Annotated in this window: 8 protein-coding genes, 1 tRNA gene and 1 pseudogene; 6 read left to right on the top strand and 4 right to left on the bottom strand. The window is 43.6% G+C overall.

Translation table 11 applies throughout. From position 1 onward, the window contains the following. The 4 genes and pseudogenes from NDI34_RS27160 to NDI34_RS27145 form a co-directional block, all read left to right on the top strand. Nucleotides 1-106 (top strand): annotated as a pseudogene (locus NDI34_RS27160) (IS1 family transposase); the annotation flags it as partial. A gap of 114 nt (nucleotides 107-220) precedes the next feature. After that, entirely contained in the window at nucleotides 221-997 is a 777-nt protein-coding gene (locus tag NDI34_RS27155; RefSeq protein WP_348234386.1) for a class I SAM-dependent methyltransferase, read from the top strand. Nucleotides 998-1,012: 15 nt separating this feature from the next. Next, complete coding sequence (locus NDI34_RS27150; protein ID WP_348234385.1) at nucleotides 1,013-1,357, top strand: cupin domain-containing protein; 345 nt, start codon at nucleotides 1,013-1,015, stop codon at nucleotides 1,355-1,357. Between the two features lie 79 nt (nucleotides 1,358-1,436). Next, nucleotides 1,437-1,916 carry a hypothetical protein gene (locus tag NDI34_RS27145; RefSeq protein ID WP_348234384.1) on the top strand — a complete coding sequence of 160 codons (480 nt, stop codon included), beginning with the start codon at nucleotides 1,437-1,439 and terminating at the stop codon, nucleotides 1,914-1,916. A 267-nt stretch (nucleotides 1,917-2,183) separates the two neighbouring features. Here NDI34_RS27145 and NDI34_RS27140 read toward each other — a convergent pair whose 3' ends face one another. From NDI34_RS27140 to NDI34_RS27130, 3 genes are all read right to left on the bottom strand, one after another. Beyond that, on the bottom strand, nucleotides 2,184-2,714 hold the full coding sequence (locus NDI34_RS27140) for a hypothetical protein (RefSeq protein ID WP_190527965.1): 531 nt from the start codon (nucleotides 2,712-2,714) through the stop codon (nucleotides 2,184-2,186). 140 nt (nucleotides 2,715-2,854) lie between these two features. Then, a complete protein-coding gene (locus NDI34_RS27135) occupies nucleotides 2,855-3,928 on the bottom strand; it encodes a hypothetical protein (protein ID WP_348234383.1) in 1,074 nt (357 codons plus the stop codon). A 531-nt stretch (nucleotides 3,929-4,459) separates the two neighbouring features. Continuing rightward, on the bottom strand, nucleotides 4,460-5,293 hold the full coding sequence (locus tag NDI34_RS27130) for a rhodanese-related sulfurtransferase (RefSeq protein ID WP_190428144.1): 834 nt from the start codon (nucleotides 5,291-5,293) through the stop codon (nucleotides 4,460-4,462). 172 nt (nucleotides 5,294-5,465) lie between these two features. Between NDI34_RS27130 and NDI34_RS27125 the strand changes: the two genes are divergently transcribed. Further along, nucleotides 5,466-5,538: transfer RNA gene (locus tag NDI34_RS27125), tRNA-Ala, on the top strand. A 302-nt stretch (nucleotides 5,539-5,840) separates the two neighbouring features. Further along, nucleotides 5,841-7,118, top strand: a complete 1,278-nt coding sequence (locus NDI34_RS27120; RefSeq protein WP_348234382.1) for a family 10 glycosylhydrolase — start codon at nucleotides 5,841-5,843, stop codon at nucleotides 7,116-7,118. 289 nt (nucleotides 7,119-7,407) lie between these two features. Here NDI34_RS27120 and NDI34_RS27115 read toward each other — a convergent pair whose 3' ends face one another. Then, a complete protein-coding gene (locus tag NDI34_RS27115) occupies nucleotides 7,408-7,629 on the bottom strand; it encodes a hypothetical protein (RefSeq protein WP_190412909.1) in 222 nt (73 codons plus the stop codon). Between the last annotated feature and the right edge of the window lie 363 nt (nucleotides 7,630-7,992).

The raw sequence follows: 7,992 nt of genomic DNA, 5'->3' as shown, positions 1-7,992 counted from the left end.
ATCCCGATTAGTGAGAAAGACATTATCGTTCTCTAAGAAGTTAGAGAATCATATTGGTGCCGTGTGGTACTTTGTCCACTATTACAATGCATCCTTACTTGTTTAGGACTACCCTAATAGAGAACTGCTGTAGATAATTTTCCTAGTATGAGCTAGCTCAAAGACGTACTCGAAACCTCCTGTCAAAGTGAAGATATCACCACACAGGAGGGTCAAGGAAATGACCAACGCTACCCTCGACTTCCAAACCGCCACCGGACATCAAGTTCTAGCCGCAGCCGGCAAGAAAATGTTGCGACCCGGCGGACGAATTGCGACAGAGCAATTGTTTGAGTGGGCAGACTTCCAAGCAGGTGAGACAGTTCTGGAATTAGCTTCTAGTTTTGGCTACAGCGCGATCGCTCTGGCTCAACGCTACGGCGTGCGGGTGGTCGGCGTGGAGAAAAACCCCGAAAGTGTAGCCCGTGCCCGTTCCAACATTGAGGTGGCGGGGTTAACAGGCCAGGTGGAAATCATTGAGGGCGATGTGTTCCACCTAGATGTAATTTCCGAACAGTTTGATTATGTTTTGGCAGAAGCGATTCTAACCATGCAATCTGTACCAGGGAAAGCCAAGATTTTGGCTGGGGTACGCGATCGCTTGAAGCCAGGAGGCAAATTTCTTTGCCACGAATTACTCGCCCGTAACCAGGAAGCAGAGATTCATCAAGCTTTAGCACAGGTAATTCGGGTCAATTCTACCCCGTTATCTGAGGCAAATTGGCTGGCTGCTTGTGAAGCTGCCGGACTGCAAGTACAACAGCATCAAACCGGGTCAATGGGTTTGTTGAATCTGCATCGGGTACTTCAAGACGAAGGCGTTATGGATACCCTCCGGATTCTGTGGAACGTTCTGACGCGCCCAGCGCTTCGGAAACGAGTTTTGGCAATGCGCCGTGTCTTCCAGCAATATCAACAGGATTTGGGTTACATCGTCCTGCGTGCAAAACGCGCCTAAAAAAGTGAATCAATCATGACTAATACACTGATACCTCATCCATCTTTAGCGATTCAATTGTCAGAAAAGATTGAGTATCCCCAGCAGGGAGTCCTCAGCAAAGTTTTGCTTAAAGATTCCTGCTGTCAATACATGCTGTTGTGTCTAGCCGCAGGTACAAATATTTCTGAACACTCCTCGCCTCGAAATGCAACCGTCCACGTCATTGAAGGGCGAGGGCTATTAACTTTGCAAAGGCAAGAAATAGCACTTGAACCGGGCGGTTTTATCTTCATGCCTGCCAATGCTCCCCACGCTTTGAAAGCCGAAGAAAATCTAGCTTTTCTGCTGACGCTTTCGGAAAATCCCCAACAAAAATAAGTGGCGACTAACTGAGGTAGCTCATAGTCCCACCATCTTCAAACTGCAATACTAACACTCAGTCACCAAGAAATTAACCATGCTGAATACTTTTACTCAACACCTCAACCTATCGACTTCTGAAGTAGAAACGCTCCTCTCACTCAGCTTGCAGGAGCTGCTCAACTCGCCTGCAATTCAGCAGAAACTGGATAGTTTAAATATCTCGTTGCTGCAACAAACTTTGCCCACAGCGAAGACCGTCCTAGAAGACAAGCTACCGCCTTTTTATGATTGGCTCAAAAACGAGTTAAAGGTGCAGCGCGTCCCAGATGGCCCCGATCATACGACTCAATGGGTGGTTAATTTCCTAAAGCGTCAGGAAAGCCTGATGCGCTTAGTTGAGCTGCATCGTCCAGTTCCCCGTCCCGCTCTAGAACGCTCAACTCCTCGCCTGGTAGGATTATTTGAGGCTGTAGAGGATGCCCAAGTGCGTCAGGAATGGCAAACAGCGATCGCTGCTTTGTGTCTCGTACTTGCAGTTGATGCCCGCGAACGCGATCGCCAAGTCGTTGCCTAATTTTGTTGAGGGTGGCTGCACTGTGGTCGCCCTCTTTCAGACTTCGCTCTTATCTCCAGTGCGGTAAGAAGAACAAACCATGAAACCAGTAAACGATCGCATCTCAACCACGCCACCGGAAGCTAAACAGCATCCCTCTCTCAACTTGCAAACTTGGTACAGGCCGAGGTTTTACTGATGCGTCGATGACACAGCACAATCATGATTCTTTTATCTAGTTTCTAATTCTTGGCTCAGTTTCTCTGGTTTGTTATGGCAATTTTCACCTCAGTTAACACCCATAAAGTCAACTCGTCTTTGAAAATTTGTCTCAACAGCAATGCAAGTATTTAATACATCTAATATGTTTTTGCGGAGCGCTCTCTCTAAAGAGTATTTGCGTTCTTTGTGTTGAAATCTTGATAATTGATAAACAAACAGAGTAGCTGCTTGATAAATTACTTTTAATTCATAGAGTGAATCAACTTGAGAGATATTAATTGCTAAAACCCGAAGTTGATAACATATTTCTTTCGCTTCTTCTTTTGTTGCGCTGTGGTCTTGATAGTAATAGTTAAAGGTTTCTGCTAAATACTGTGCGTGTTTAGCTGTATTTTGAATTTGATGCTGTGCATTTTCAACAGGAGCAAGAAACTTATCAAGTAAAAGCTGCTGTACATAGGCATCGCGAAGGCTAGAATCAGCAATAATTTGAAGTTCTTTCATTCGCTGTTCATGCTTTCTTTGCTTCTCAGCATAAACTTCTTTGATAAGAGTCTCAAACAAGCCTGTCAAAGGATAAAATGCACCAGCCGCCATATTTCCTATCATATTTAAAGACTTCTAGAATTATTGGTTAACTAATTAGCGCGATCGCTCCCACCGTTCATTCAAAATTGGAGATTTTTTGATAGGAGCTGAGTGCGTATAAACTGAGTTTAACAAAGAGCGATCGCTTCTCACATCGCGTCAAAATTTAAGACTGATTGCTCAATGTTTTGTATAAATTTTTCCAGTTCTTCAGTAATGCCAAAGAGCTTATCCGCACGGATGAAAATTTCCCAGGCGCGAACGCACATGAAGCCGATACCAATCACTGCAAGAGGAATAGCAGCGTAACCAAGTAGAGCCGCAATTGGTGGAAAAATTATACAGATGACCATCAAAATAGCTGTAACTACACCACCAGCTAATCCAGCTTTTGCTGTTGCAACTGCAACGTTACGAATTAGCTCATCTTGCGTAATTTTTCCTTCAGCAAAGGACAGTGAATTTTCTAAAGTTGAGAAGACAAACTCAATCACCGCTGCTACCAAAGCACCTTGAACAACGGCTCCAATTATTTGCTCTAAACTTGCTTTAAAAGCTGCATCGCCAAGGACTTTACGTGCTGCTGCAAGTTCTTCAGGAGTCATATCAACTCCACCACGAGATCGGTTGATTCGGAAGTTCTCGAAGATGCCGTTAGAAGCTTCTTTTCCTCCACCGTTAACGTGTGCTTTTATATGGCTCCAATCCTTATCACTGCAAAACTCGCGAATCGCCTCATATCCTTGAGCGCGAATTTGTGCTGGAATCGTCTCATACACCTTGGCAGCTTCTTGAACATTACGAATGCCTTCGCGTACCCCAGCTCGGTGAAATTTCAGTTGTAAGTTGTGAGGTAAGTTCTCAAATTTAATATTATGAGCAACTTTGAATGCCTCTTGTGCAGCAATTGTTGCAGCGCCAGTAACTGCGCTAGAAGTCTGTTGAGCTTCAATAATTAAATTACTCGCAGCTTCTTGGGTTGTTGAGATCGCCTCTGATACTGCATTTTGAGTATTTGTAACAATCTCTGATGCTGTTTTTTGAAACGTAGAAGCTATGGAAGTGACTGAGTTGGAAACCTCTTGAATTGCACTATCTGTAGCCTCTTGGGTTGTTGAGATTGCCTCTGATACTGCACCTTGAGTATTTGAAACAATCTCTGAGGCTGTTTCTTGGAACCTAGAACTTACAGCTTCTATTTCCTGGATATTAATTTTAAACATTTATTCGTTAAGTAAAAAACTCAAGACAATTAATATGTATAACCAGTGCCTATACAATGCAGCTTAAATAAAAGAGGCGCGAACGCCTCTTTTATTCCCCTGAAATACTGGGAAATTTCACTCTAGCCTTGTAACATCCAACACGAGTTAACTATATTGAAAGCTACTATTTGTGAAACCGTCAAGAACAGCAAATCAAACTTCATTAAAACTTCTAAAATATTGAATTATGTACGGAAATTATCCGCCTAAGTAAAATTTCCGTGAAGCAAAGCTATCCCGCAGGGAATCGCCCATCTTCTCTTGTGCAAGGATAAGAGCGATCGCTATTTATCCATGTCTGCAATGCATGGAAGCGATCGCCCTTATATCGCGCTTATACCCACCAGGATAGGGCGGACAGACTTAGCACTCCAAGCTGATGTCGCAACAAGGAAAACACAGCCGCTTGCAAGGTAAGCTTTGCACTGCGATCGCGTATCCTGAGAATCTGCCCAAATTAATTTGTCGCCACCTTTGTTACGGTGCTACCTATTTTTCCTGGGTGAAGCGATCGCAACAGTAGGGACAGCAAATCCCTTGCTGATAATCAGGCGAAGTTTGATCCGCTTCGGAGATAGGATGACCGCAACGAGGGCACATTTCATGCGTTCCTATCTCCAAACCCTCGCGTACAGCAACCCGTTGATCGAAGACAAAGCATTCCCCTTGCCAGAGACTGTCTTCTGGGGGAACTTCCTCTAAATACTTGAGAATGCCGCCTTTGAGGTGATAAACCTCTTGGAACCCTTGAGCCATCATAAACGATGTCGCTTTTTCGCAGCGAATCCCGCCAGTGCAGAATAAAGCGACCTTTTTATGTTTGCTGGGGTCGAGGTTATTGCGAACATAGGTGGGAAACTGCCGGAATGAGGCGGTTTTGGGATTTTGCGCTCGTTTGAAGGTGCCAATCGTTACCTCATAATCGTTGCGGGTGTCAATAATCGTCACCTCTGGATCGGAAATCAGTTCATTCCACGCTTGTGGACTGACATAAGTACCGACGCGATCGCTTGGATCGATTTCCGGCAATCCCAAGGTGACAATTTCTTTCTTCAACCGCACCTTCATCCGGTCAAACGGCGGAGAATCGGCATAAGACTCTTTATGCTCCAAGTCAACTAGACGCGGATCGGAGCGTAAAAATGATAAAACTGAGTCGATTGCTTCACGAGAACCCGCGATCGTCCCGTTAATACCTTCTGCTGCCAGCAGAATTGTCCCTCTAATACCCTGTCTTTTGCAGTGCGACAATAAGGGGTCTTGCTTATCGGCAAAATCTGGCAACTTGACAAATTTATAGAAAGCTACAACAACTTGGGTCATTTCCCCACTCAACAGCAATGAGTAAAAATGTTTTACGCTGGTTCATCACCTAACCTAACAGAGTAAGCTTCTGTGATGATATGCATCTAAATATTTCTTCCTCTACCCCCTTCCCTAATGGAAGCAGATGAGCTAATATAACAAAAGTGTCTGAAGTTCCGACTTCAAGTTTGGGGGTTTAGCTCAGTTGGTAGAGCGCCTGCTTTGCAAGCAGGATGTCAGCGGTTCGAGTCCGCTAACCTCCATTTATTTTGTCAATTAACACATTATTTGTCGTCGTTAACAGATTAATGTCGTTTAACGACGTTGTAAACCAATTCGTGTCATTTAATTAATTCTGACAACGATGAACGCAGTCTTAGGACAGGTTGTTGGTTTTCGTCGCCGCAGTGATGCGGAATTAAGCGATCGCGAAGTGAAGTACCTTGATATACCACCATTCTCTCTAAATTCTCCCTTCCGCGCTTCCCGAGTATCGGTTACTACAAGCAAGCCTTAATTGAGTCAAGAGAGTTACTCTCCGAGTTGAACAATCACCCTTGTTATCATGCCACCTAAAAAAGAAAATAATGGATGTGGATGTGCGAGTATTCCATTTTCATTAATCATCGTTTTGTTTGGGGTTGGTTATTGGGGTTTTAGGCAGCTAGATCGTCTAAATATCAGCCAATTTTTGCCTAATAATCAACAAAATAATCAACAACCAACGACTCCTATTTTGACCCCTGCGCCTAGCCAGGGTGTAACAGTTGTCAAATCGCCCCTTCCACAAGCGATTCCGACTGGCACACCAACAACAAAGCCACAAGTTATACCATTACCTGTTACAAATTCGCCCCTTTCGCAAGCGACTCCGGCTGGCACACCAACAACCAAACCACAAGTTTCAGCATTACCCGTAACCCCCAAAAATTCACCATTACCTCAAAATCCTTGGGAGAAGAAGAAAATAAGGGGAATTTATTTAAGTCGATATCAAGTAACTAATAATGCTAACGAAAGAACGATTCGCGAACGAGTTCGTTATTACCGCTCTCAAGGAATCAATACAATTATTCATGGAGTGTGGGGGAATGGTTGCACGATGTATAACAGTGAGGTGATGCAGCAAACCCTCGGATATAAAAGTTGTCCTAACCAATTTCAAGATCGATGGTTAGATTGGCTGATTGATGAGGCGCACAAGCAGGGAATGCAAGTTCACGCCTATTTTGAGAAGGGCATTAAAATTGATAAAAATAGCCCAATTTTTGACTTGGCAATTTCTAAACGATGGATTGTTCCTGGGGTAGATAAAACCTACGCTGGCATCGATCACTATTTACTGGATGTGGAACTCCCAGAAGTTGCTAACTTCTTCAAAAAGATATCAGTAGAATTTGTCAAAAAGTATCCAAACATCGATGCGGTTCAGTGGGATGATTACCTTGGTTATCATGCTGAATTACCTGGAAAAGTCGATCGCACCGCCCACTTGACTAATTTTGTGCGCCAAATGAGAGCTGATATGAAGAAAGCTAACCCCACGGTTAGTTTTGATCTTTGCCATCATAATCCTTATTGGGGTAAACGTTATTTTGCGGCTGATTGGCAAAATTGGAATGTCGATCGCGCTTTCATTCAAATTTATAACGATGCTAACTTCAACCAAGAACTAGATTACGCCGAAAAGTATGAGGGAGTAGCTATCTCAGATAAGCAGTTGTATCGCTTAAAAGAATTGGTTAATAACCCCAAAATTAAGAGTATTTTGGTTTTTCCCTCTTCCGGAAAACCAGAAGAGACTGCTGCTCTTCTCAAAAATGCTATTTCAGTCACTAAGTAGGGCAATAATTTCCGCAGTTCGCCTCTAACTTCTTGACGATACATGATTGAATAATTTAAGCTTTCTCAGCAGCCCCAAAACGGAAAACTGAGAGAATGTTTACCTAACGCCTGCTTCCAATGGTTCTGTAACTGTGAAAAGTAACGTAAGAAGCAGGTGCGATCGCCCTTCTTTCTGCCCAAGGATGATTGCGGATCTTCAATAATTTTAGGCCTAGAAGGACGCGATCGCATCTTTCTATAAATGTTTCAAAACGTGTGGGCAGAAGCCCACCATACAACAAAACTAGCTATTTCTTCCAGGGGAGTTTAGTCCCCATTTCAGTCAGCGCCGAGAAGATGAGATAGAAGACGAGTACGCCAACACCGGCAAGAAAAAGAACGATATCGTTGTCCATTCTGATAGCAGGGTAAATAGTAAGTACCAGAATCAATAATCGCAAAAAAGGTAACTCTAATAACTGCTTTAAGCTTTTCTTTTCACGGATAAAGTGTCCCGGTGTCACATTCATTCGGTTAACCCCATAAACTAAGGATAGCCATGCAAAGCTATACCAGTCATGCCAGAAGCTCAACTACCGAATATCGATCTCACACAAGAAAAAGTTTGGAAGCAGCTTGTCCTCAACGCACCTTTACTCTCAAGTAACACTTCTGCTTGGTCAGGTATTCACTTCGCGTATCATCGGCAGTCTGCTCACGAACTTCCGGAATGTTGCTTTGCCCAGCATATTATCACTATCTGTGTTGGGCAATTCGAGATACAGCAGATTGCAAGTTCATGAAGTACAGTAGCAGCAGTTTGTGAACCAGTTGCGTAGGTGTTTTGGATTGACTAAATCAAGTGCAGTAGCAAGCAAAGTATCAACCATTTT

The organism is Trichocoleus sp. DQ-U1, from assembly GCF_039961925.1.
Classification (GTDB): Bacteria; Cyanobacteriota; Cyanobacteriia; order Cyanobacteriales; family FACHB-T130; genus FACHB-T130.
Note: the sequence above shows the minus strand (reverse complement) of the source record. Positions and strands in the feature narration are given on the sequence as shown.